Annotated in this window: 17 protein-coding genes, 2 rRNA genes and 1 pseudogene; 14 read left to right on the forward strand and 6 right to left on the reverse strand. The window is 42.6% G+C overall.

The genetic code is table 11. From position 1 onward, the window contains the following. From WH214_RS12310 to WH214_RS12330, 5 genes and pseudogenes are all read left to right on the forward strand, one after another. Positions 1 to 295, forward strand: a 23S ribosomal RNA gene (locus WH214_RS12310); the annotation flags it as partial. Between the two features lie 179 nt (positions 296 to 474). Further along, positions 475 to 589 (forward strand): 5S ribosomal RNA (gene rrf / locus WH214_RS12315). A 246-nt stretch (positions 590 to 835) separates the two neighbouring features. Beyond that, a pseudogene (locus WH214_RS12320) lies at positions 836 to 2128 on the forward strand (M20/M25/M40 family metallo-hydrolase). Between the two features lie 501 nt (positions 2129 to 2629). Next, positions 2630 to 5035: a YgiQ family radical SAM protein gene (locus WH214_RS12325; RefSeq protein ID WP_114836653.1), complete on the forward strand. Its 2406-nt coding sequence runs from the start codon at positions 2630 to 2632 to the stop codon at positions 5033 to 5035. Between the two features lie 381 nt (positions 5036 to 5416). After that, positions 5417 to 5959 carry a DUF2726 domain-containing protein gene (locus WH214_RS12330; RefSeq protein ID WP_010325668.1) on the forward strand — a complete coding sequence of 181 codons (543 nt, stop codon included), beginning with the start codon at positions 5417 to 5419 and terminating at the stop codon, positions 5957 to 5959. Between the two features lie 61 nt (positions 5960 to 6020). Here the strand turns inward: WH214_RS12330 and WH214_RS12335 are convergent, their stop codons facing one another. From WH214_RS12335 to mdtD, 4 genes are all read right to left on the reverse strand, one after another. Next, positions 6021 to 6377, reverse strand: a complete 357-nt coding sequence (locus WH214_RS12335; RefSeq protein WP_279740521.1) for a RidA family protein — start codon at positions 6375 to 6377, stop codon at positions 6021 to 6023. A gap of 523 nt (positions 6378 to 6900) precedes the next feature. Continuing rightward, complete coding sequence (gene dinB, locus WH214_RS12340; protein WP_339421859.1) at positions 6901 to 7962, reverse strand: DNA polymerase IV; 1062 nt, start codon at positions 7960 to 7962, stop codon at positions 6901 to 6903. 135 nt (positions 7963 to 8097) lie between these two features. Further along, positions 8098 to 8883: a glycoside hydrolase family 25 protein gene (locus WH214_RS12345; RefSeq protein WP_445206367.1), complete on the reverse strand. Its 786-nt coding sequence runs from the start codon at positions 8881 to 8883 to the stop codon at positions 8098 to 8100. A 98-nt stretch (positions 8884 to 8981) separates the two neighbouring features. Further along, positions 8982 to 10376 (reverse strand): multidrug transporter subunit MdtD, encoded by a 1395-nt coding sequence (mdtD, locus tag WH214_RS12350; RefSeq protein WP_339421858.1) that lies wholly within the window; start codon positions 10374 to 10376, stop codon positions 8982 to 8984. Between the two features lie 160 nt (positions 10377 to 10536). Between mdtD and WH214_RS12355 the strand changes: the two genes are divergently transcribed. Further along, positions 10537 to 12441 (forward strand): choice-of-anchor I family protein, encoded by a 1905-nt coding sequence (locus WH214_RS12355; protein ID WP_339421857.1) that lies wholly within the window; start codon positions 10537 to 10539, stop codon positions 12439 to 12441. A 165-nt stretch (positions 12442 to 12606) separates the two neighbouring features. Next, positions 12607 to 13581, forward strand: coding sequence for a hypothetical protein (locus WH214_RS12360; RefSeq protein WP_004692891.1), 975 nt, complete (start codon positions 12607 to 12609; stop codon positions 13579 to 13581). Positions 13582 to 13641: 60 nt separating this feature from the next. Here the strand turns inward: WH214_RS12360 and WH214_RS12365 are convergent, their stop codons facing one another. Further along, a complete protein-coding gene (locus WH214_RS12365) occupies positions 13642 to 14262 on the reverse strand; it encodes an LOG family protein (RefSeq protein ID WP_078389576.1) in 621 nt (206 codons plus the stop codon). A 335-nt stretch (positions 14263 to 14597) separates the two neighbouring features. Here WH214_RS12365 and WH214_RS12370 point away from each other — a divergent pair, with 335 nt between their 5' ends. The 6 genes from WH214_RS12370 to WH214_RS12395 all read left to right on the forward strand — a co-directional run bounded on the left by WH214_RS12370 (position 14598) and on the right by WH214_RS12395 (position 23424). Continuing rightward, the gene (locus WH214_RS12370; protein WP_004978531.1) at positions 14598 to 16178 is read left to right on the forward strand and encodes a TerC family protein; all 1581 of its coding nucleotides are present in this window, start codon (positions 14598 to 14600) and stop codon (positions 16176 to 16178) included. A gap of 70 nt (positions 16179 to 16248) precedes the next feature. Next, positions 16249 to 16716 (forward strand): YchJ family protein, encoded by a 468-nt coding sequence (locus WH214_RS12375; protein ID WP_339401357.1) that lies wholly within the window; start codon positions 16249 to 16251, stop codon positions 16714 to 16716. Positions 16717 to 16775: 59 nt separating this feature from the next. Further along, complete coding sequence (locus WH214_RS12380; protein ID WP_004692884.1) at positions 16776 to 17420, forward strand: trimeric intracellular cation channel family protein; 645 nt, start codon at positions 16776 to 16778, stop codon at positions 17418 to 17420. 101 nt (positions 17421 to 17521) lie between these two features. Continuing rightward, on the forward strand, positions 17522 to 18841 hold the full coding sequence (niaP, locus tag WH214_RS12385) for a niacin transporter NiaP (protein WP_183174241.1): 1320 nt from the start codon (positions 17522 to 17524) through the stop codon (positions 18839 to 18841). Positions 18842 to 19376: 535 nt separating this feature from the next. Further along, a complete protein-coding gene (gene parC, locus WH214_RS12390) occupies positions 19377 to 21596 on the forward strand; it encodes a DNA topoisomerase IV subunit A (protein ID WP_339993457.1) in 2220 nt (739 codons plus the stop codon). 148 nt (positions 21597 to 21744) lie between these two features. Further along, positions 21745 to 23424, forward strand: coding sequence for an AMP-binding protein (locus tag WH214_RS12395; RefSeq protein ID WP_332669145.1), 1680 nt, complete (start codon positions 21745 to 21747; stop codon positions 23422 to 23424). A gap of 45 nt (positions 23425 to 23469) precedes the next feature. On the opposite strand, the gene WH214_RS12400 is transcribed toward WH214_RS12395, so the two are convergent. Then, the gene (locus WH214_RS12400) at positions 23470 to 23850 is read right to left on the reverse strand and encodes a hypothetical protein (RefSeq protein WP_339421855.1); all 381 of its coding nucleotides are present in this window, start codon (positions 23848 to 23850) and stop codon (positions 23470 to 23472) included. 107 nt (positions 23851 to 23957) lie between these two features. Here WH214_RS12400 and WH214_RS12405 point away from each other — a divergent pair, with 107 nt between their 5' ends. Beyond that, complete coding sequence (locus WH214_RS12405; RefSeq protein ID WP_005401007.1) at positions 23958 to 24362, forward strand: MAPEG family protein; 405 nt, start codon at positions 23958 to 23960, stop codon at positions 24360 to 24362. Positions 24363 to 24368: the final 6 nt, after the last annotated feature.

Raw genomic sequence — 24368 nt, forward strand, 5'->3', positions numbered from 1 at the left:
CCCTATCTACCGTGGGCGTTGGAAATTTGAGAGGATCTGCTCCTAGTACGAGAGGACCAGAGTGGACGAACCTCTGGTGTACCGGTTGTGACGCCAGTCGCATCGCCGGGTAGCTATGTTCGGAAGGGATAACCGCTGAAAGCATCTAAGCGGGAAGCCTACCTCAAGATAAGATTTCCCTAGGACTTTATGTCCTCTAAAGAGCCGTTGAAGACTACGACGTTGATAGGTTGGATGTGGAAGCATAGTGATATGTGAAGCTGACCAATACTAATTGCTCGTGAGGCTTGACTATACAACACCCAAACAGTTGGTGTTGTGGTTCAAATCACTGCAAACAACTTGATTTAGTTATAAAGCTAAGTACAATGTGCAAATTAAATTAACTCAGATGTTCTGTTAATAACTCATTTGATGAAAGTTAGGCATACACAATGTGTAAATAAGACCCAACGAATAGTCATAAACAGTTGTGCTGGCGACAATAGCAAGAGTGAACCACCTGATCCCTTCCCGAACTCAGAAGTGAAACCTCTTAGCGCTGATGGTAGTGTGGAGTTATCCATGTGAGAGTAAGTCATCGCCAGCTCATTAATTCAAAATCCCCCTCCGCTAATCGCTGAGGGGGATTTTTTTTTATGCTGAAAATATTAAATAATAAACGAATCAATCGTCTAATTGAGGTTTAGGATAGGTTTCTACATACTGATTTACTTATTTATCGATCATGACATTTAATCTATCTAACATTTTTATTTTTAGATTTTTAAAAATATTGAATAGTCGATCAAATGTTCATAGTTTGTTAGCAATATCTTTAAATGGAATAATGAGTATGTCTAATAAAATTCAATATCAACTGAAAAAACTTCCTTTAATCTCATGTGCGTTGTTGAGCTGTTTAGCCTTTGGGCAAGTACATTCTGTATCTAATGATCAGGTCAAACATCTGGTTGAGTCAGAAAAAAAGAATTATTTAAATACTCTAGAGGCTTTAGTCAATATTGAGTCGGGGAGTAAAGATCTTGTCGGCGTTAATAAGATCGATAAATATGTCGCCTAAAAATTAAAAACGACAGGTGCTGAGGTCAGTATTATAGAAGCTAAAGATATATATCGTATGGATGATACGCCCCAACAGACTGGTCCAATGGTAAAAGCTGTTTTGAAGGGTAAAGGCAGCAGTAAAATTATGCTAATTGCTCATATGGATACGGTGTATTTAACTGGAATGTTGAAAGACCAACCTTTTAAAATGGAAGGAGATAAAGTTTTTGGTCTTGGAATTTTAGATGATAAACAGGGAGTTGCTGCGATTATTCATACGCTTGATCTTTTGAAAAAGTTGAATTATCAAGATTATGGCACGATCACAGTCTTACTTAACTCCGATGAGGAGATCAGTTCGCCAGGTTCACGCAAACTGATTACTGAAACTGCACAAGACCAAGATGTAGTTTTGTCATTTGAAGGTGGTGGTAAAGATGGTAGTTTACGATTAGCTACCAGTGGGATTGGTGCAGCATATTTAGAGGTTCACGGGAAATCTGCACATGCAGGGGTTAAGCCTGAAGCAGGCATAAATGCACTAACAGAATTATCACATCAAATCTTACAGTTACAAGATTTATCGAATCCTAAAACAGGGTTGAAATTAAACTGGACTGTAGCGAGTGCAGGTAAAGTGCGTAACGTGATTCCAGACCTTGCGACTGCACAAGCAGATGTTCGTGCTTTGCAAGTTAAAGATTTTCAGCAAGTGGAACGTGTATTACAGGAAAGGATTAAACATAAAAAGTTAGCTGATAGTGAAGTTAAGTTAAAGTTTGAAATGCGTCGCCCACCTTTAATGGCAAATCCACAGGCAAAAAAATTGGCTGAACAAGCACAGCTTATTTACAAAAATGATTTTAACTTACCAATGAAGGTCTTAGCTGAAGCAACAGGTGGTGGTACAGATGCCGCATTTGCTGGCTTAAATTCGAAAGCAGCGATTTTAGAAGGCATGGGCTTATCTGGTGATGGTGCACATTCGAATAATGCTGAATATATTCTGGTCGAAAGTATTGTGCCGCGTTTATATTTAGCGACAAAGTTGATTATGGACTTATCGACCGCTCAAAAATAATAAAGTTGGTGTGAAAGAACTCAACTGATTTGAGTTTTTACATGATGAAAGATGGTGTTTATTATTAGCAGTATCTTTCATTAATCTAAATATTAGAATCTTAAAAGGAAATGGGTGAGATCTTAAATAAAAGCGCCATAAAGTGAGGGATATTCTGAGAGATTGGCATAGCTATAGCTGATGTTAATTTTTCATTCTTTGCTGGATAATTCAGCTGAGTCTGTTGGGTTTCGGTGCATTGTCTCTACTGTCCCAAGTGACTGGACCTTAGTCTTTATTCTTTAAGAAATGAAGGGCCAGCTTTTTGGGTCTTCACTGTCGAATTGTTTCTTTTTAAATAAATATCTCAAAAATATTTTTGTATAAAAAAATAAATGATAACGTGCTGTAAATGATGCTTTTTTAACCAAGCAAGCTGAATGTAATTCATGGTAAAATGATCGGCTTTCATCTTTGATCTTTATTTGAGATCTTTCATCTGCCAGCCGAGAATTGCTAGCCATGTCTACTGCTTATACTATGCAGACCGCGCCTAAAGCGTTGTTTGATTACGACAAATATTGGGCGTCATGTTTTGAACCTGCGCCATTTTTGCCGATGTCGCGCGAGGAAATGGACCAACTCGGTTGGGATAGTTGTGACTTTATTTTGGTCTGTGGTGATGCGTATATCGATCATCCATCATTTTGTTCGGGCATTATTGGCCGTACTTTAGAAGCACAAGGTTTCCGTGTCGGGATTATTGCACAACCTGATTGGACGAATGTTGAAGCATTTCGAGTTTTGGGTAAGCCAAATATCGCTTGGGGTGTGACTGCTGGGAACATGGATTCGATGATCAACCGTTATACGGCTGATCGTAAAATCCGTTCTGATGATGCCTATTCGCCAGATAATTTACCCAATAAACGTCCAGACCGTGCAGCAACAGTGTATTGCCAACGTGTGCGTGAAGCATTTCCAGATGTACCTGTATTGTTAGGTGGAATTGAAGCGTCTTTACGTCGTATTGCACATTATGACTATTGGTCAGATAAAGTTCGTCGTTCAGTGTTGATGGACTCAAAAGCCGATCTTTTGATGTATGGTAATGGTGAGCGTTCAATTACTGAAGTGATGCATCGCTTAGCCAAAGGCGAAAAAATTCACGAAATTACAGATGTTCGTGGCACGGCATTTATCGTGAATAAATTAAACCGTCCATCTAAAGCCAAGTTTGTGGAAATCGCATCGAATGATGTGGATGCCATTGGCCGTGTTGATCCGATCATCAATCCTTATGTGATGACTGAAGATTTAGATGGCTGTGAAATTGAAAAAGATAAGGGTAATTCTTTAACCCAATACCAAAATTTCCAAAAAGAAATTGTGACGAATCAAATTGTTCGTGAAGGGGATAAACTCGATCCTGATACACAAATTGTGCAATTACAGCCATCTTCAAAGGCAATTAAACATAAATTACCGCCGCGTGAACTGGCTGTGATTCGTTTGCCTGCATTTGAAGCAGTGGCAGATGATCCCGTTTTATATGCACATGCCAACCGTATTTTGCACCTTGAAACCAATCCAGGAAATGCACGTGCTTTGGTACAAAAGCATGGCGAGCGTGATGTCTGGTTAAATGCTCCACCGATTCCGTTAACGACGGAAGAAATGGACTATGTATTTGATTTACCTTATGCACGTCTACCGCATCCTGTCTATGCTGATGCGCGTTTCCCTGCATTTGACATGATCAAATTTTCGGTCAACATCATGCGTGGCTGTTTTGGCGGTTGTACCTTCTGTTCGATTACAGAACATGAAGGACGCATCATTCAAAACCGTTCAGAAGAATCAATTTTACGTGAAGTTGAAAAGATTCGTGATACTGCACCGGGTTTTACCGGCATTATTTCTGACTTAGGCGGCCCAACTGCAAATATGTACCGTTTGCACTGTAAAGACCCTGAAATTGAAAAGAACTGTCGTAAACCATCGTGTGTGTATCCGGGCGTATGTCAAAACTTGCATACCGATCATGCTCCGTTAACGCAGTTATATCGTAAAGCACGCGCTATTAAAGGCATCAAAAAGATCCTAATTGGCTCAGGTTTACGCTATGACTTAGCGGTGTTAAACCCTGAATATGTCAAAGAATTGGTACAGCATCATGTCGGTGGTTATTTAAAAATTGCGCCTGAACATACCGAAAAAGGTCCATTGTCTAAGATGATGAAACCGGGCATCGGGACTTATGATCGTTTCAAGCAAATGTTTGATCGTTTCAGTAAGGAAGCAGGTAAAGAACAGTATCTTATCCCGTACTTTATTGCAGCACATCCAGGTACGACCGAATATGACATGATGAATTTGGCGATTTGGCTGAAGAAAAATGGTTTCCGTGCCGATCAGGTACAGACTTTCTATCCATCGCCAATGGCCACAGCGACCACCATGTATCACACGGGTAAAAACCCATTAGCCAAAGTGGCGCGATATACTGAAGATGTGGATATTGTGAAAGGTGAGAAGCGTCGTCGTCTGCATAAAGCTTTCTTACGTTATCATGATCCAAACAACTGGCCTTTGCTCCGCGATGCTTTAAAAGAGATGGGCCGCCAAGACTTGATTGGTAACTCGAAACAGCATTTGATTCCAACCTATCAACCGCAAGGGACAGAAGGTCAGTATCAGTCTGCTCGGAAGAAAAACTCAACCGTGGATGGCGATTCGCAAAAACGTAACGGTGATAGCCGTAACCAACAAGCGAAAAATCAATCGCGTCCATCGAATACCAAAAAGCGTCCTGAGCGTGGTCAGATTTTAACGCAACATACAGGTTTACCACCGCGTGAAACAGGTGATGCGAAGAAGCCATTTGGACATTCAAAATCAAAACCGAAGTCTAAGTCGCGTGCTTAATCGCAATTGAATATAAAAAAGGATGCTGCGGCATCCTTTTTTAGGATCGATCTTTTTATTGTGATTGAAAAATAGCTCAGAGATTGGCTTTTCTGTCATCCGTCGGGAAAATTGGGTCAATCCGAAGAATCATATTGCACGTGAATGAATCACTCTATTACAGTGTAGATAGGCTAAAGAGCCAAAATTTCATTCGGATTAAAACAAAACGTGTTACAACGAATGACATTGCAAAAAATTGTTTAGTTTTATCAGCGTTTGTTTGATTTTAGCTTTAGTTTTTTTATTGCGTGGTTTGGGTAAATGGTCAGTAGGTTATACTGATCGGATAAAAATCGGTGTGATACCGAAAATTATAATAAAGATGAAAAGGATACAAATATGACAACTTATATGGTAATTGGTAGCGTGTTGTTGATACTGGTCATGATTTTAGCGAGTAAAGCGTTGATCCCTAAGACCAAGCAGCAAGATAGTGCATTAAGACAACGTGCTATTTTTAGTATGCATGAACAACTGACTTATACTCGTTTGAAAGAAATTTTACCGCATCATACTGTGCTGGCACATGTATCTTATGATGCCTTACTCACTACAAAATTTTCGCGTACACGAAATAAATACCGCAATTTGGTGGCTGATTTTGTCATTGTGGATAGTGCACAACAAGTTTTGGCAGTGGTTGCTTTAGAAGATCCGCTTTCACTGAAACGTCCACAAAAGGCACAGTTTCAGGATGCGATCCTCGATATGGCTGGCTATAAAGTGATTCGTTATGAAGAAGTGCCTGACTATCATCAGTTACGTGAAGATTTTTATGGCGATCTCTATGCTTCGTCGCGTTTGACTAAAGATACGCGTGTAGCCAAAAAATATGATTACTATAATGCAGCACAAACTCGAAAATTACGTCTGATCGGCTAATTGAATCTCAGCGCGCATCATAAAAACATGAAAACTCATGTTTTTATGATGAGTGTATTTTTTATGCAGGTTTCACTGCAACAACGGTTAACTCTACCAATACTCGTGGATCATAAAGTTTAGCTTCAACACAGGTACGGGGTAAGGCATCAATGTCTGCAACCCAAGCATCCCATACTTCATTGAAAGCTGCATAGTCTTCTTCAATATTCTTCAAATAAATCGTTACCGATAAGATATGGCTTTTATCTGTGCCTGCATCAGCTAAAAATTGGTCAATCATGTCGAATGTTTGTTGGGTTTGACCTTTAATATCGAGATCAAAGTCAGACGCCAATTGACCTGCCAAATGAACGAGGTTGCCAGCAATCGCAACTTCAGAAAAACGATTTGAGACATGCAAACGTTGAACCGTCATGATGTATGCATCCTGTATTATGAGTATAAAAATAGAACATAAAAATGTAGTTCAATAGCCTACCACAAACTCATGTATGACAGATGGCTATGATGTTGGCTTTCAATCAGGTGCAGAATTTTACAGCGTGAAGGATCCTATCTATTGTTATAAGCGCATGTGAACAGACGATGGATTCAATATCTCGACGTGGGAGTTACAAAAGATGAAGGAACGCGATTAATAGGTCAATCTTATGCGGACTTTATAACAGTATATTTTTAAATATTGGATTATTCTGATGTTAGAGCGCTGCTCTGTAATATGGGGAATACCATGATAAATATCAGAGATGTCCTGTAATCTTCGGATTTGATCGTCACGCCAATCACAGGACGTATGCTAAAAGTAAAGGTAAGTTTTAGCATCTCAGCGGTTACATGGATAAATGCAGCGCGTCATTAGATTACTCTAAAAACACAGTTTGTGAATGCTAAATTGCATTATTTTTGTTCTTTTGGTTAAAAAATGACTGATTGAGCAATTAGTCCGACCATAAAGAGAGCTGGGGTAAAGGCTCTTGAGTCGAAAGTGCATAGACCCCAACACCGATAAGACGAAATTGTTGATCCTGTGTGATTTGCATTTCTTTGAGTAAGATATCTAAGGTCATTTGCAGTTCAGTTTGATGCTTTAATGGCATTTTGAAGCTTTTACTGTGCTGTAGGGTTTGAAAGTTTTTCAGTTTCAGTTTGACGGTGACACCGCGGGCATACAGATGCTTTTTCTCTAAACTTTGCCAGACTTGTGCAATCAACTTGGGCCAAAATGGGAGACACTGTTCAAGGGTTAAGTCATCATCAAAAGTGGTTTCTTTTGAAATTTGCTGACGTTCTCGTTCCGCTTGTACAGGACGCTCATCAATCCCTTGTGCATAGAGATAGAGCTGTTTGCCATATTTGCCAAAATGATGAATCAGGATATTTTCATCCACATGCTGTAAATCACCTAAAGTTTCAAGTTTGAGCGCATATAATTTTTCTTGCATGACTTTACCCACTCCGGGGATTTTTTTAAGCGGCAAGTGCTGAATAAACTGCTGAACTTGTGAAGGTTTAATCACGCAGATACCATTGGGTTTATTCCAGTCCGAAGCAACTTTGGCTAGAAACTTATTCGGTGCTACACCCGCAGAGGCGGTCAGTCCTGTGCTCTGAAAAATATCAGCGCGGATGCGTTCAGCGACTTCTGTGGCACTGGCCAGTTGTTGTAAATTTTCCGTTACATCTAAATAAGCTTCATCTAAGGAAAGCGGTTCAATGAGTGTGGTATAACGCTGAAAAATTGTATGAATTTGCTCTGAGACCGCACGATATTTAGAGAAATTAGGTTCAATCACTACCACTTGAGGACAGCGTTTTTTGGCTTGAGTCATCGACATGGCCGAGCGGAGTCCGTAGCTACGTGCAGGGTAGGATGCGGCAGCAATGACGGCACGAGGATGGTGTGAAGAAATCACCACAGGTAAATGTTTTAAGTCGGGACGATCAAGTAACTCCACCGAGGCATAGAAGGCATCCATGTCGATGTGAATGATTTTTCGCATGCTGAATTTTAATATTGAAACCTAAGTCAGTATTGCACTATTCAGATCGATTGCGTAGTCCTGTATGCGGCATAAGCGACATAGTTTGACTTGGTGTTTTTGTATTTGAACTTCAAAGATGAGCTTGAAACTGCTCTACTTGATCGGTAAGTTTTGTGGCAGTTGATAAAGTCCTTGGCGCTCTAAAAAGCTGATCCAATCTTGTTCTGAACCCTGAAATACATTGAGATCCACCAAGGTTGGTATGCCTTTAATTTGACCTTGGCTAGTGTGTTGCCAAAAGGTCCATTTCGGATTGCCCTTGAGCTCAGGCTGGCCTTGATATTCGCGAATCCAAAGGGGAGTTTGTTTAAATTCATTGACCAAAACAATATTATAAAATGCTTTAGAGGTATAAAAAATGGGTTGCAGGCCATAGTGTTGATAGAGTTGGTCGTGCATGACCTGAATTTCTTTGAGCAGCTGTTCTCTGGTATAGGTGTTGATACAGTTACTGTCATATTCCAAATCAATCACAGGCGGCAAGCTATCGGTTTTCTTCGGCACAGTTTCGATAAAGTTCTGCGCCTGAATCTGGCCATCACGGCATAAACGATAAAAATGATAAGCCCCGACCAAAAAGCCTTGTTCACGAGCTTTGAGCCAATTGTCCTGAAATTTACGGTCTTTGAAATCGCCCCCTTCAGTGGCTTTTAAATAGACGAATTTAAACTCTTGGGGAGAAATGGATTGCCATTGGATGTCGCCCTGATGATGAGACACATCAAAGCCTTTTACCGGATACTCTTGGGCAGATGCGACATTGTTCTGCAAGAAAAAATAGGTGATCCCCAGTCCGACACATAGCATCACTACACAGGCAAGTATGTAATAGGGGTATGAGGTTTTTGACGGCGTGGAAACTTTTTTTCTTGCAGACATGCTTTTGCAGGTATTGGTTTTTAGCTCATCATCATAGCTCGAATTTGCGGAACTGACCATGATGATTATGTTCAGTAAATGGCAGCACTTTGTATCTGTTATTCATCCACGGTATCTTTGGGGATGTGCCAGAAAATAGCTGCGGTAATCAGGTTAATACAGCCCAATACAATTAAGGTGTTATGGAATGCCATGACGATGTGATCTGTGCCCAAATATGCCGTAAAGACATTGACCAAAGTACCTGCTAGAGCCACACCAATACTCATCGACACCATCATGATCATCGACAAGAAACTGTTGCCACTGCTGGCATCTTGTTGCGGTAAATCTTTCAGCGTGAGGGTATTCATAGACACAAATTGCAGGGAGTTTAGCATGCCAAAAACAAAGAAATGCAGTGCGCGCAGCCAGGTTGGGGTGTCTGCGGTATTGAGGGCAAAACTTGCGATACATGCGCCGACCAACAAGGTGTTAACCAAAAGCACATGGCGATAACCAAAGCGCTGAATCAAGTGACGAATGATGGGTTTAGATGCCAGTGAACCCAACACTGTCGGAATCATCAAAAGCCCCGTCACAAAGGGTTCAAAACCGAAAGCCACTTGTAACATGAGTGGCATCAAAAAAGGCATGGCATTGCCACCGAGGCGAGCAAAGAAGTTACCTAAAATACCCACGGCATAAATGCGGTTACGAAACAGTTTACTGCGAAATAGCGCATTTTGATGGGTATGTGCATGATAGGCATACCAAAGCGAAGTTACCAAGCTCAGTACAATTAGCCCCATACTCCACCATAAAGTCAGGTGCGGACTGGCAAAATTTTCAATCCCTAGAGATAGCCCTGCCATGGTGATCACCAACAGGATAAAACCCCAAAAGTCAAAACGCGGTACATTCTGCTCGGTGACATTCGGCATGGCTTTAAAGCTAATCAGGACACCTAACAGCCCCATGGGGAGGTTAATCAGGAAAATCCAATGCCATGTACTGACTTCGACCAACCAGCCCCCGAGTGTTGGACCAATCAGAGGGCCAATCAGTCCCGCGAGACTCATTAAACTCATGGCCGATAAGAACTGCGTCCGCGGAATGACTTTGAGCATGGCTAAACGGCCAACAGGGAGCAATAATGCACCACCGATGCCTTGTAGCACGCGATAGAACAATAATTCATTTAAACTTTCAGAAAAGCCACAGCCCAGCGAGGCAAGGGTAAAAATGATAATGGCACTGAAATAGGTATTGCGCACTCCAAAACGGTCGGCGAGCCAGCCACTCAAGGGAATACAGGCAGCAACGGCAAGCACATAGGCCACCACCACGCTATGCATTTGCAGCGGGTCTTCATTCAGACTGGCTGCCATAGCCGGTAGAGCGGTATTCACAATGGTGGTATCTAAGCCTTGCATAAAAAAGCCAATCGAAACCAGAAGTACCAAAAGACGGTACTCAGGAGCGAGTGCTTGATGGGTCGGCGTTTGGTTCATAGATACAACAAAGTGAAATTTTTAAACAGTTTAGCTTAATTTAAGTTGGACTGTTGTTGCGAATGTGCATTTATCACATGCCATCAAATTGACATCTCTACGTCATGTGTTTGCAACGCGTACGTCATACATTGGTCAAATTTGAACCGATATTTAGATCATGATGAATAAAACATATAGTGTTGTCTTTTTAGCATGCATGGGGTTGGGCTTAGCGGGGTGTAATGACAGTGATGATGCGCAAACCATCACACCACCAGTGGTAGAGGAAGCCACGCCGAATAGTATTGAACTGGTTCATCTTGCAAGTTATGAGTCGGGGATATTTGGACAGAGTGCAGCTGAAATCCCCGCCTATGATGCTGCGAGTAAGCGTCTGTTCGTGGTGAATGCACAAAAGGGCATGGTCGATGTTTTAGATTTCTCCCAACCAGCGCAACCGACATATATCCAATCTTTGGATGCCAAAACTTATTTAGCCAATTCCGAAGTGAATAGTGTCGCGGTGCATAATGGCATCGTGGCACTGGCGGTTCAGGCTGAGGATAAAACCCAAACCGGTATTGTGGCTTTTTTTAAAGCACAGGATCTCTCTTTTATCAGTCAAGTCAACGTGGGGGCTTTGCCAGATATGTTGACCTTCACGTCTGATGGTCGAAAAGTACTGGTAGCGAATGAAGCGGAACCGAATGAAGGGTATCAAGTCGATCCCGAAGGTTCCGTCAGCATTATTGATATTTCAGATATTCAAAAACCAACAGCAACTATTGCGGGCTTCCAAGCATGGAATGACCGTAAACAAGACTTATTAGATGCAGGCGTTCGAATTTTTGGCCCAGACATCAGTCAATACCCACATGTAGCGACCGCAGGTATTCAAACGACCACAGTTGCACAAGACCTAGAGCCTGAGTACATCGCAGTTAGTGCTGATGGTAAAAAAGCATGGGTCAGTTTGCAGGAAAACAATGCCATTGGGGTTTTAGACTTAGAAAAAAATCAATTTGTTGATCTTTTCCCGATGGGCTACAAGGACCATAGCTTGCCTGAAAATGCCTTGGATGGAAGTGACCGTGACTGTGCTATTGGTCAAGACTCTTTGGGGCGTAGTATTACAGAATGTGCAAAAGATGCAGGCATGATTAATATCCGCTCTTGGCTGGGGTTATATGGCATGTATATGCCCGATGCCATTGCACAATATCAAGCCAGCGGTAAAACCTATTTGGTCACGGCCAATGAAGGGGATGCCCGTGAATGGTTAAGGGATGAAGCCAAATACTTTGAAGGCGGGGACTTAAATGCTGGTTATGCTGAAGAGATACGCATCAAACATTTGTTTAAAAAAGCAGGTTTTGACGCTAAAGGTGATTATGCAGCGCATTTACGTCAGCTTGCACCGGGCGTAAAAGGGGCGAAATTAAACCCAGAGGTGTTTAAATCTTGTCAAACGGCTGACGCAACAGAAGTCTGCGCGGATAATTTAATTAAAGATTCACAAATTGGACGTTTGACCATTAGTTGGACGCAAGGTTATCAAAAAGATCCACTAACAGGTCTACCGAAGTTAGATGAAAATGGTCGTCTGACTTATGACAAATTATACGCCTATGGTGGCCGTTCGGTGAGTATTGTCGACCCTGAAACCAAGCAGATTGTGTGGGACTCGGGGAGTGAGTTTGAGCGAAAAATTGCGGAGTTGTTTCCAAATCAATTTAATAGCAATCATGAAGCATTTAAATTTGATGACCGTAGTGACAATAAAGGCCCTGAACCTGAAGGCGTGACTTTGGGTAAAATTGGTGCAAAGACCTTTGCCTTTATTGGACTTGAGCGTGCCAGTGGTATCATGGTGTATGACATTAGCAACCCGAATCAGGCTAAATTTGTTCAGTATCTGAACCATCGCAACACCACGGAAACAGAAGTCACGAAGCAAGGGGACTTAGGCCCAGAAGGTTTGATTTTCATCGCGGCGAAGAATTCACCCAATGGTCGCCCGCTGTTGGTGGTGGGAAATGAAGTCAGTGGTAGTACAGCGGTTTATGAAGTCAAACTCAATTAAAAAACTGAGTTTTGAATTTGAAAAAAGAGCACTACGGTGCTCTTTTTTATGGCGCTACAAAAAATATATGACAAGGATGTCATGAAAATGAAATAAAACCGTCATAATCTTTGGCAAACGTCCAAAGGCACTGTCTTGGAATAAATTATTCAAAAGGTTGGTTTTATGACAATCGAAATTTTGATGGTGATAGGCTTCTGTTTAGCCGCTTATTCTATCGTCGGAAATGATGTGCCACAGACATTAGGTACGTTTATTTCATCCAATGCACATCGTCCGTGGTGGGTGCTTTGGCTCTTTATCAGCACCATTTTGGTGGTGGTGTTGATTTATGGTTGGTATGCATCCGGTGTGGGGGATGCATCATATGGTCGTTTAGAAACGATCCCTTTTCCTGAGGGTGGGGTCACGTGGCTCTATATTGTGCCACCGATTTTACTGTTATTTTTAACCAAATACGGAATTCCCGTCAGTACCACTTTCTTGGTTTTAACCATTTTCTCGCCTGCAAGTTTAGGCTCAATGATGGTGAAATCGATGATGGGCTATGCGGTGGCCTTTGTGGTTGCGATTATTGTCTATCGTTTTGTGATGCGCCAAGTCGCAAAGTATTTTGCGAAAACCCGTAATCAAGAACCGTCGCATATTTGGATCGGGCTACAGTGGGTCTCTACGGCTTTTCTGTGGAGTCAGTGGCTGATTCAAGATTTGGCCAATATTTTCGTCTATGTACCCCGTCAAGTGCCGTTTTCATTTTTACTGTTTGCCATCACGGTCTTTGTGGTGTTGTTGGCGGTGATTTTGTACCAACGCGGTGGTGCGATTCAGAAGATTGTCGATACCAAAACAGGTGTTACTGATATTCGTGCAGCAACCATTATTGACTTTATGTATGCCCTGATTTTGTTGGTCTTCAAAGAGTGGAGCAATATTCCAATGAGTACCACATGGGTATTCTTAGGTTTACTTGCAGGTCGTGAGTTTGCAATGTCGATGATTTTTGATGAAGTGAACAAACACCGCACTTCACGTAACGTCAGTAAAGATGCGATGAAATTGATGTTTGGTTTAGCTATGTCGGTGATTTTGGCGACCACACTGCCGTGGTTCTATAACTTTGTCACCCATTATGGGCAATAACCGCACATGTTAAAAAAGCGAGCTCTAGGCTCGCTTTTTTTATGGCATTAAGAACAGGATTTAAATGGCAAAGTGCGCTGGGCTGCCGAGGTTGGCAATAGCTGAATAAATCTGTTCAGCATGGTTGCATACAATTACTTTTGCGCGGTGCTGTGGCGGTAGAAAACCTTCTTCTACTGCATGATCCAACTGTGTAATCAGTGCGTCATAGAAACCATTGACGTTATAAATCATCATCGGCTTTTGGTGTTGGTTCAGTTGCCCCCAGGTTGCTACTTCTAAAATTTCTTCAAAAGTGCCTAAACCGCCGGGTAGTGCGACAAAGGCGCTTGCGCGTTCGGCCATTAAGGCTTTGCGCTCATGCATGGTTTGTACAATATGTAATTCGGTCAGTTGGTGATGCGCAATTTCATAATCCAGCATAAATTCTGGAATGACGCCGACTGCTTCACCGCCGTGGCTAATCATGGCATCGGCCACTTGTCCCATGAGGCCAATGCTGGCCCCCCCATAAACCAGACCAAAACCCTGTTTAGCTAAACCTTGTGCCAGTGCAATCGCTTTTTCTTGATAAATCGGTTTATTGCCTGAACGAGAACCGCAGTAAAGTGCGATCAGAGGTTGAGTGGTTTGAACATTTACTTCAGTGTTGAGAGAGGATATTTTTAATTCACTATTCATGGCGTATGTTTTTACCTTTTGCTTTATCTACTTTTTCTCTCTTAGTTTAAGCAAGAAATGTGACGGCAAGCTGTATTTAATCTAACAATCGGGTAATAATTTGTTAAATCTTTTAAAACAGTGCGCTTTTGAAAAAAAGATGAATTTCATGTAGATCTTGCCTATACTTATTTCCTGTTTTACAACACAAGAACGAACATGGGTAGTGGTAGTTGTCGCTCAAGACATCTTCAGTTTTCCGAAAAAAAAATACAGCCATTGGTGCTGAATCTTCCTTTTCATCCGCTTAAGTTGCGTTATGCACTATATATTTCCCCTCGACAGGAGCAGATCACATGATATTTGAATGGATGTCTGATCCTTCTGCGTGGGTGGGGTTACTCACCTTAGTGGTGCTGGAAATTGTGCTGGGGATTGATAACTTGGTTTTTATTGCGATTTTGGCGGAGAAACTTCCACCAGAACAACGTAATACGGCCCGTGTTGTTGGTTTGATCCTTGCGCTCTTAATGCGTTTGGTGCTGTTGGCCTCAATTGCTTGGGTGGTGACACTGACCGAGCCGCTGTTCCATATCTTCGATCATCCTTTCTCAGGACGAGATTTGATTCTTCTGTTTGGTGGGGTGTTCTTACTGTTTAAAGGCACCATGGAACTGCATGAACGTATTGACGCCAAAGTGGTTCAGAAAGAAGAAAGTCCAGCCAATGCTGTGTTTTGGATGGTGATCGTTCAGATTGTGGTTTTGGATGCTGTGTTTTCCTTAGACTCGGTGATTACCGCAGTCGGTATGGTTAAACACCTGTCTGTGATGATGATTGCGGTGATTATCGCCGTGGGCATTATGCTGTGGGCATCGAAAGCCTTGATGGAATTCGTCAACAAACATCCAACCGTGGTGATTTTGTGTCTCGGTTTCTTGATGATGATCGGTTTCTCTTTGATTGTAGAAGGCTTTGGTTTCCATATTCCAAAAGGCTACTTATATGCCGCGATTGGTTTCTCGGTGATTGTTGAATTCATCAACCAAACCATGCGCCGTAATCAAGAAAAAATGGTCACCACTACAGACCTTCGCTATAAAACTGCATCTGCAGTGCTGCGAATGTTGGGCGGTAAAAGTAGTGATCATGCCTCTGAGCCTGAAGATGTACTGGCAACTCGCGCCTATGCGGATGAAGTGTTTGATCCTGAAAATGGGGTCTATCATAGTGTCTTGGTACAAGGGGTGCTGGGTTTGTCTGAACGCCCAGTGAAGTCCGTGATGACCCCACGTCCAGAGTTGGAGTGGATTGATTTAGAGGATGAAGAAGCCTCAATCAAATCACAACTACTCAGTATTACGCATTCACGTTTAATCGTGGCACGGGGCGAGTTAGACAACATCGCAGGTGTGGTGCTGACCCATAAAGTTTTGAATGAATATATTGAAACCGGTGTACTCGATTTTGATAAACATTTACGTGAGCCTGTGATTGTGCATGAAAATGCACAAGTCCTGATGGTAATGGAACAACTGCGTCAAGCACCGTTACAAATGGCTTTGGTCTTGAATGAATACGGCTCGATTGAAGGGATTGCCACGCCGATTGACGTATTAGAGGCGATTGCAGGAGAGTTCCCTGATGAAGATGCCGAAGACAATGTGGCTGAAAGTTTAGAAGATGGTAGCTTGATGCTCGATGGCTCAACCGATATTCGCCATGTGTCGTTATTGTTGGATCGTGATTTGGTTGACGAGTCTGATCAGTACTCAACCTTGTCAGGCTATATCCTCTTTCATTTAGGCCGTTTACCCGAGAATGGCTCTAGCCTTGAAGCAGATGGTTGTATTTTTGAAGTGGTGACGATGGATGGGCACAAAATTGAAAAAGTGCATGTGATTCCCAAGTCAGATCTGCACAAGGAATCATCTTAAAACAAACCGTAATCTGGTTTGAACAGGTTAAAATAGCTCGCAATGTCGAGCTATTTTTTATGGAAAAATCATGAGTAATGTTGAGTGTCCGTGTGGACAGGGTGAATATAAGCAGTGCTGTCAGCCTTTGCACTTGGGACAAAGCCGTGCGCAGAGTGCTGCTCAACTTATGCGCTCACGTTATAGTGCTTTTGCCAAACAGCAAATTGATTACATTGTACAAACCACAGCGTTGGGGCAGCAACAGGCTCTAGATGTTGCAGCAATTGCTGAGTGGAGTCGAAGCAACCAATGGTTGAAGTTAGACGTCGTGCAGGCCAATGAAAAACTCGATAAAAACCATGCCATGGTCGAGTTCAAGGCCCATTATCATGATGGCACATCGCCACAGATACATCATGAAATTTCACATTTTGTGAAACATGCCGAGGCGTGGTATTTTTTAGATCCAACCACTGAAATGAAAATCACCATGAAACAAGCGTGCATCTGCGGTTCAGGGAAAAAATTTAAACAATGTTGTGCACAATTTTTATAATTTTAAGCAAATTTGGCTTAGAATAGCGCGCATCAATTAGCCTATATGGAATCCAGGCGATGTTACTCACTATTATTTATATTATAGCGATCACAGCAGAGGCAATGACAGGTGCACTGTCGGCGGGTCGGCGTAGTATGGATTGGTTTGGTGTGGTGATTATTGCCTGTGTCACAGCACTGGGTGGTGGTTCTGTCCGCGATGTGTTGTTGGGACATTATCCGCTGACTTGGGTCAAGCATCCTGAATATTTGATGCTGACCTGTTTTGCCGCTTTTATGACGATTTTGATTGCCAAGTGGATGCGCCATTTACGTAATATCTTCTTGGTGCTCGATGCTCTGGGCCTGATCGGTTTTACCATCATCGGCTGTCAAATTGCCTTAGAAATGGGTCATGGCTTTGTGGTGTCTGCGGTTGCTGGAGTTCTGACAGGAGTATCGGGCGGTATCTTGCGTGATATTTTGTGTAACGATGTCCCTTTGGTGTTTCGCCGTGAGCTGTATGCCAGTATTTCTTTTGTCGCGGTGATTTTCTATTGGGGCTGCATTCAGCTCGGTTTATCACTTGAGCTGACTGTGATTTCGACTTTGATCTTTGGCTTTAGTTTACGTTTAATCGCGATTTACTTCGGCTTAGAAATGCCGAAATTCATTTATCAAGATGATGATGAGCAATCGGCTTCCTCGAAAGATGCGAGCTAAAATAACGGCGATTTGACCGCCTTGTTTGTATAAAAAGCACATAATGATAAAGCCTATTGAGAAAGCAGCCCGCTATCTTTTCCCGCTTTAGAGGCCGAGCTATGGATTTAGTTTCTCGCATACAACGCTTACCGATCGGTAAATTTCACTACACCCTGTTGTGGGTCATTGGCTTGGGCTGGATGTTCGATGCTATGGACACGGGGTTGATTTCTTTTATTTTGGCAAAAATGGCCGAAGACTGGCACATGAGCCCAACCGAGAAGGGTTGGGTGGTCTCCATTGGCTTTGTCGGAATGGCGATTGGTGCGGTGTGCTCAGGTGGTCTGGCCGATCGTATTGGGCGTAAAACAGTTTTTGCCGCGACCCTAGTGATTTACAGTTTAGCGACGGCAGCCTGTGCCTTTGCCCCGAACTTAACGTGGTTGTTGGTGTTTCGTTTTATTGTGGGTTTAGGCTTAGGTGGACAGTTGCCAGTAGCGGTGACCTTGGTCAGTGAATACATTCCTGCGCAGGTGCGTGGGCGTTTTATCGTGCTGCTAGAAAGTTTTTGGGGCCTAGGTTGGCTTTGCGCTGCATTGGTGGCGTATTTTGTGATTCCAAAATTTGACTGGCATATGGCCTTCTTAATCGGTGGGATTCCTGCACTATATGCCATTGTGATTTGGTTCAAAGTGCCTGAGTCAATTCCTTATCTCATCAACCGTGGCCGCATTGTGGAAGCGCATGCTTTAGTGCAGCAGATTGAACGTCAATGCGGTGTGGAAGTCGTTGAACATATCATCGTTAAACCAGTGGCAGAAAAAAAGAATGTGTCTTTTACCCAGCTCTGGTCGGGGGCATTTGCACGTAGAACCTTGATGTTGTGGTTGATTTGGTTTGGCATTGTTTATTCGTATTATGGCATTTTTACATGGTTACCAAGTTTGCTGGTGAAGCAGGGGTATAGCATTGTTCAGTCTTTTGAATATGTCTTGGTGATGATTTTGGCACAGCTTCCGGGTTATGTGGCCGCAGCATGGCTGGTCGAAAAGCTGGGACGCAAAGCAACCTTGGCAGGTTTTATTGGCATGTGTGCAGTCTCAGCGTATTTCTTTGGTCAAGCTGACACTGTGAGCATGATCATGTTCTGGGGTTGTCTGATGTCATTCTTTAACCTTGGCGCATGGGGGGTGTTGTATACCTATACCCCAGAGCAATATCCAACCAATATCCGGGCTTTTGGTTCGGGCTGGGCATCGGCCATTGGTCGTATGGGCGGTATTGTTGCACCGATGGTGGTGACACATATGATGGTACAGAGCAATGGATTTAGTGCGATCTTTATGATGTTTACCGCGGTATTGCTTGCGGTTGCAGCGGTAATTTTGATTTTGGGTGAAGAGACCAAAGGCAAAACATTGGAAGAAATTGGACTGTAATTTAGTCCGCGCTGAAGATTGAGAGTCAGATGTGCTGAGACTCTCAGTCTTCAATACACTTCAACATAAAATCTAGATGATCGATCTGAAAATAGCCGATAACAAGATCCAACTCAGCAATAAAAAATTCAATCTGCTCGGCTGAAATGTGGCTTCTCAAAGCTGCATTTTGATAAAAGTTAGCCCCGTGCATGATCAGTCTATTTAAATAGCTGCGACTTGATTGATGCAATCTATCCAATTGGTTGTGTCGTATTTTGGGCGAGGATGACCTGATTTTTTGTCGATCGTATCGATCTAGTTGAGAGGGCTGAAGTTACTTCACTGTTATCATTGACGAGCCGAGATGAACACAAGAACTGAACTTCAAAATAATTAGTTGCTCATTTTAAAAAAAATGGATAATTTTACGACACTAGGAACATCTAAAGACGCAATTTGTCGTAGTGGTGTACGCTTTCACTTGTATAGGCAGAGCCTGCGACATAGCATAAGAACTTAAACAAAAAACGATTAATTAGGATGACAGGTTGTTATGACGAACCTTGCGCATCAAGCGACAGAAAACCGTTCCGTAGCAGAATTTACTGAACAAGCATATCTCAACTACGCCATGTACGTGATCATGGATCGTGCCTTACCGCATATCAGCGATGGTTTAAAACCTGTACAACGCCGTATTGTGTATGCCATGAGTGAATTGGGGCTGAAACATAGCGGTAAACCCAAAAAATCTGCACGTACCGTTGGCGATGTGCTCGGTAAGTATCACCCGCATGGTGATTCGGCCTGCTATGAAGCGATGGTGCTAATGGCGCAGCCTTTTAGTTATCGTTATCCGTTTATTGAAGGTCAAGGTAACTGGGGTTCTCCCGACGATCCGAAATCATTCGCTGCGATGCGTTATACCGAAGCCAAATTATCTCAGTATAGTGAAGTGCTTTTGTCTGAACTGGGACAGGGGACTTGTGACTGGCAGGATAACTTTGATGGTTCGATGAAAGAGCCTGTGACTTTACCTGCACGTATTCCGAATATTTTGTTAAATGGCACTACGGGCATTGCGGTTGGTATGGCTACGGACATTCCACCGCACAACCTGCGTGAAGTCGTAAAAGGCACCATTGCCTTAATTCGTAATCCAAATCTAGGCGATGAAAAAGTTGCAGAATATATTCCTGCACCCGATTTGCCGACCAAAGCAGAAATTATTACGCCACCTGAAGAGCTGTTAAAAATACAAAGCACAGGTCGGGGCAGTTACCGTATGCGTTCGGTGTATCGCATCGAAAAAAATGAAATTGTGATCACGGACTTGCCTTATCAAGTGTCAGGCTCGAAAGTTATTTCGCAAATTGCAGATCAAATGCAGGCGAAAAAACTGCCTTTGGTGAGCGATGTACGAGATGAATCGGATCATCAAAACCCAACCCGTTTGGTAATTGTACTGCGTTCAAATCGGATTGATGCTGAAGCAGTGATGAGTCACCTTTTTGCCACCACTGACCTTGAGTCGAGCTATCGGGTCAATATGAACATGATTGGTGCGGATGGCCGTCCACAAGTGAAATCGATTCGTCGTATTTTGCTGGAGTGGATTGAAATTCGAAAGGAAACCGTCACCCGTCGTCTGCAATATCACCTGAATAAAATTGAAAAACGCTTACATATTTTGGGCGGTTTGATTATTGCCTATTTAAATATTGATGAAGTGATTCGTATTATTCGTGAAGAAGAACAGCCCAAAGCGGAGTTGATGTCACGTTTTAATATTGATGATATTCAGGCCGAAGCCATTTTAGAACTCAAGTTACGTCATTTGGCCCGACTTGAAGAAATGGAAATGCGCCGTGAGCAAGAAGAGTTAGAAGCCAAAGCTGCACTAATTCGTGAACAGTTGGCCAATCCTGAGTCTTTAAAAGCTTTGATCATCAATGAACTCAAAGATGATGCGAAAAAATACGGCGATGACCGTCGTTCACCAATCGTGCATCGTGCAGAAGCGACAGCGATGAGTGAGCAAGACTTCATGCCTGCTGATCCTGTGACCGTGGTCTTGTCTGAAGCAGGGTGGATTCGCTCAGCCAAAGGCCATGAAGTTGATGCCGAAAACCTGAACTTCCGTGCGGGCGATCAATACCTCAGTCATGCACAAGGTAAATCGAATCAGCGCGTGTATGTATTGGATGAGTCAGGACGTAGTTATGCCCTAGCCATTAATAGCCTACCATCCGCGCGTGGTCTGGGAGAACCGTTGAGTTCAAAATTGTCCCCAGCCAGTGGTATTGGTTTTAAACAAGTCTTTATTGCTGATGATGAAGCCGAAGTCGTGGCGCTGAGCAGCAAAGGATATGGTTTTAAAACTCAAGCAAAACAGTTAGATACCAATGCAAAAGCAGGTAAAGCCTTCCTGACTTTACCTGAAAAAGCCACAGTTATGCCCTTAACCAGTGTTGATCAAGCTACCCATTTGGCGTTACTGACCTCAACGGGTCGTTTGTTGATTTTAGAGTTGTCAGAGTTGCCGGTTTTTAATAAAGGTAAAGGTAATAAATTGATACAACTTGAAGAGAAAGATCAAATTGTATTCATGACAAGATTAACGCTAGATGAAATACTGCAAGTCGTTGCAGGACAGCAGCAATTAAAATTGAAGGGTGATGACTTGCAAAAATACATAGGCAAAAGAGCATCAAAAGGGCAGTTATTACCACGTGGATATCAAAAAGCAAATAAACTGTTAGTTCAGAGATAAAACTAGCATCCATTGATCAAAATACGTTATATATGGTATGTATGCGGGAAATGGATGCAGTATTAAGCAACACAAGTTAAATAAAGAGCGCTTAATATTGAGAACAATAGTTGAAATTTAAGGATTACTGATAGGAGAATCGGGCGATATGGAAAAAATTTGGTTCGCAGAATACCAAAAAACGGGGATTCCAGAGACTGTAGAATTGCCACCAGAAAACACGTCATTAGTAGATGTTTTTGAACGAAATTTCCAAAAATTTGGCTCTCGTGATGCTTTTATCTTTATGGATAAAGTGCTCACTTTTAGTGAGTTAGAGGAAGCAAGCCGTAAATTTGCAACATATTTACAAAGTCTGGGCCTAGCAAAAGGCTCACGTGTCGCTGTGATGATGCCGAACGTTCTTCAGTATCCTATCGTTGCTTTGGGTGTATTCCGTGCAGGTTTAGTACTGGTTAACGTCAATCCACTGTATACCGCGCGCGAACTTGAACATCAGTTAAATGACTCGGGTTCAGAAGTTTTGGTGATCATCGAAAACTTTGCCTCTGTTTATCAAGCGATTAATGGTAAAACCCCAGTTAAACATGTTGTGATTGCCTCTGTAGGTGACATGTTGGGTGCATTAAAAGGCACATTGGTGAACTTTGTATTACGTTCAGTGCGTAAGCAAATTCCAGCATGGAATATTCCTGGCCATATTCGCTTTAACGCAGCGATGTCGAAAGTCAGCGCGAGCAATTATAAGCGTCCGAACTTAACGTTAAGTGACACAGCCGTGCTTCAGTATACTGGCGGCACTACAGGGGTATCTAAAGGTGCAGAACTGACGCATCGCAACCTTGTGGCGAACATGTTGCAGTGTGACGGTATTTTCCAAAGTAAATTTGGTGCACAAGATGGTCAGCCTGATGACCGCATTTTCTGTGCATTACCGCTATATCATATTTTTGCGTTCATGGTTTGTGCGATGTACGGCATGTACAAAGGCCAAGCCAACGTTTTGATTCCAAACCCGCGTGACTTACCTGCGGTGATGAAAGAGTTACGTAAATACCAACCGTCATTCTTCCCAGCAGTGAATACACTATTCAATGCTTTAGTGAACAATGAAGAGTTTAAGCAACTCGACCACAGCAAATTGAAAATGGCGATGGGTGGTGGTATGGCTGTTCTTCCTTCTACCGCAGAAGCGTGGAAGCGAATTACTGGAACCAACATCATTGAAGGTTATGGTCTATCTGAAACTTCACCTGTGGCAACGGCAAATCCGCCAGCGTCAGAAGAATTTAGCGGCACAATTGGTATTCCATTGCCATTAACCGAAGTTGCAATTTTGGATGATGATGGTAAGGAAGTTGCACTGGGTGAACAAGGTGAGATTTCAATCCGTGGTCCACAAGTGATGCGTGGCTATTGGAACCGTGCAGATGAAACGGCTAAAGTGATGACTGAAGATGGTTTCTTCCGTACGGGTGACATTGGTGTCATGGACGCTCGCGGCTATGTGAAAATTGTAGACCGTAAGAAAGACATGATTTTGGTGTCAGGCTTTAACGTTTATCCTTCAGAAATTGAAGAAGTGGTTTCAAAGCATCCTAAAGTGCTGGAAGTAGCTGCCATTGGTGTACCTGATGAAAAATCAGGGGAAGTACCAAAACTGTTTGTGGTGAAGAAAGATCCATCGTTAACGACTGAAGAAGTATTGGCATTTGCGAAAGAGAACTTAACGGGTTATAAGCGTCCGCGTTATGTTGAATTCTTGGATGAGTTACCGAAATCAAACGTAGGTAAAATCCTACGTAAAGATTTACGTAAAACAGCTTAAGTGCAAACAAAAAAAAGCGCCGTCAGGCGCTTTTTTTGTTTGGATTTAATTTTTCATTAACCAGCGATCAATATAGGGACGGCCAATGCCTAAGATGCCAACGAAAGTCAGCATCGTCCCGCACTGACGACTAAAGGCTGGGAAAGCAAAACTACCAAAACTCAGGAGATTATCGATCAGACAATAGACCGCTACTGCAAGTAACCAAGACCATAGGTTTTGACGTTTAATCCCCACCATCCAAAATGCAATGATCAGCATGACAAGTGTGCCAAGAGTCGAACCAATATTCATATTGGCACAAATGACCGCCAATAAAAATGCAGTAACAGGAAGCACAATCTTTAAAACACGATCCACTTGGCGTTGATGTTGGCGCTGAATTTCGAGCACGTCGAACATTTCTTTTTGATCAGGGCTAGCCATGCAGGAGTCTCATCGGGAAATTATAAAAACACTATAATTTAACCAAATTTATCCTCGGAATGCCATGCTATGATAGCCGTCGAAATGATCTTGATGAGAAAAAACCAATGCAAAGCATTAGCGGGATTATTTATCTCATTTTAATTGCTTGTTTACTGCCTTACGTATTTACAATCATTGCTAAAAAAACAGCAGGATTTCGCGCCAAAGATAATCAACATCCGCGTGAATTTCTCGCCAAGACGACTGGTCTGGCAGCACGTGCCAATGCGGCACAGCAAAATAGCTTTGAGAGTCTACCGTTATTTATTGCCGCTATCTTAATGGCGGAATATATGGTGATTCCGCAAGTGGTCACCATGACGTTTGGTATTGCCTATCTTGTCTTTCGTGTGGTGTATGGGATTTGCTATTTGGCCAACTGGTCGACGCTTCGATCGATTGTTTGGCTGTTGTCACTGCTTTGTCCTATTTGTTTATTATTGTTGGTCATTCGACTGACGATGGGCTAAGTGCGA

It is taken from the genome of Acinetobacter sp. MYb191 (assembly GCF_037572605.1).
Taxonomy (GTDB): domain Bacteria; phylum Pseudomonadota; class Gammaproteobacteria; order Pseudomonadales; family Moraxellaceae; genus Acinetobacter; species Acinetobacter johnsonii.